This is a genomic window from Paenibacillus apis (assembly GCF_018333295.1).
GTDB lineage: Bacteria > Bacillota > Bacilli > Paenibacillales > Paenibacillaceae > Fontibacillus > Fontibacillus antibioticophila.
Window position 1 is genome coordinate 1 of sequence record NZ_BORS01000068.1, and the last position, 292, is coordinate 292.

General features: G+C 48.6%; 2 tRNA genes. Both read left to right on the plus strand.

From position 1 onward, the window contains the following. The first annotated feature begins 21 nt into the window (after positions 1–21). A tRNA-Ile gene (locus KI362_RS25345) sits at positions 22–98 on the plus strand. 34 nt (positions 99–132) lie between these two features. Next, positions 133–208 (plus strand) — tRNA-Ala (locus KI362_RS25350). Positions 209–292 lie beyond the last annotated feature (84 nt).

Consider the following 292-nt stretch of genomic DNA (forward strand, 5'->3'; position numbering starts at 1 on the left):
GCAATTAAATATCCCGATTATGGGCCCTTAGCTCAGTTGGTTAGAGCGCACCCCTGATAAGGGTGAGGTCGGTGGTTCGAGTCCACTAGGGCCCACCATCTAACCCATAATCAATAATTGTGGGATTTATTTGGGGCCATAGCTCAGCTGGGAGAGCGCCTGCCTTGCAAGCAGGAGGTCAGCGGTTCGATCCCGCTTGGCTCCACCATAAGATTACCTTGATCCTTGAAAACTGGATAACGAAACGAAGAATCTGCGAATTAGAACATTCCTTTTAGCTGAACTTGTGTCA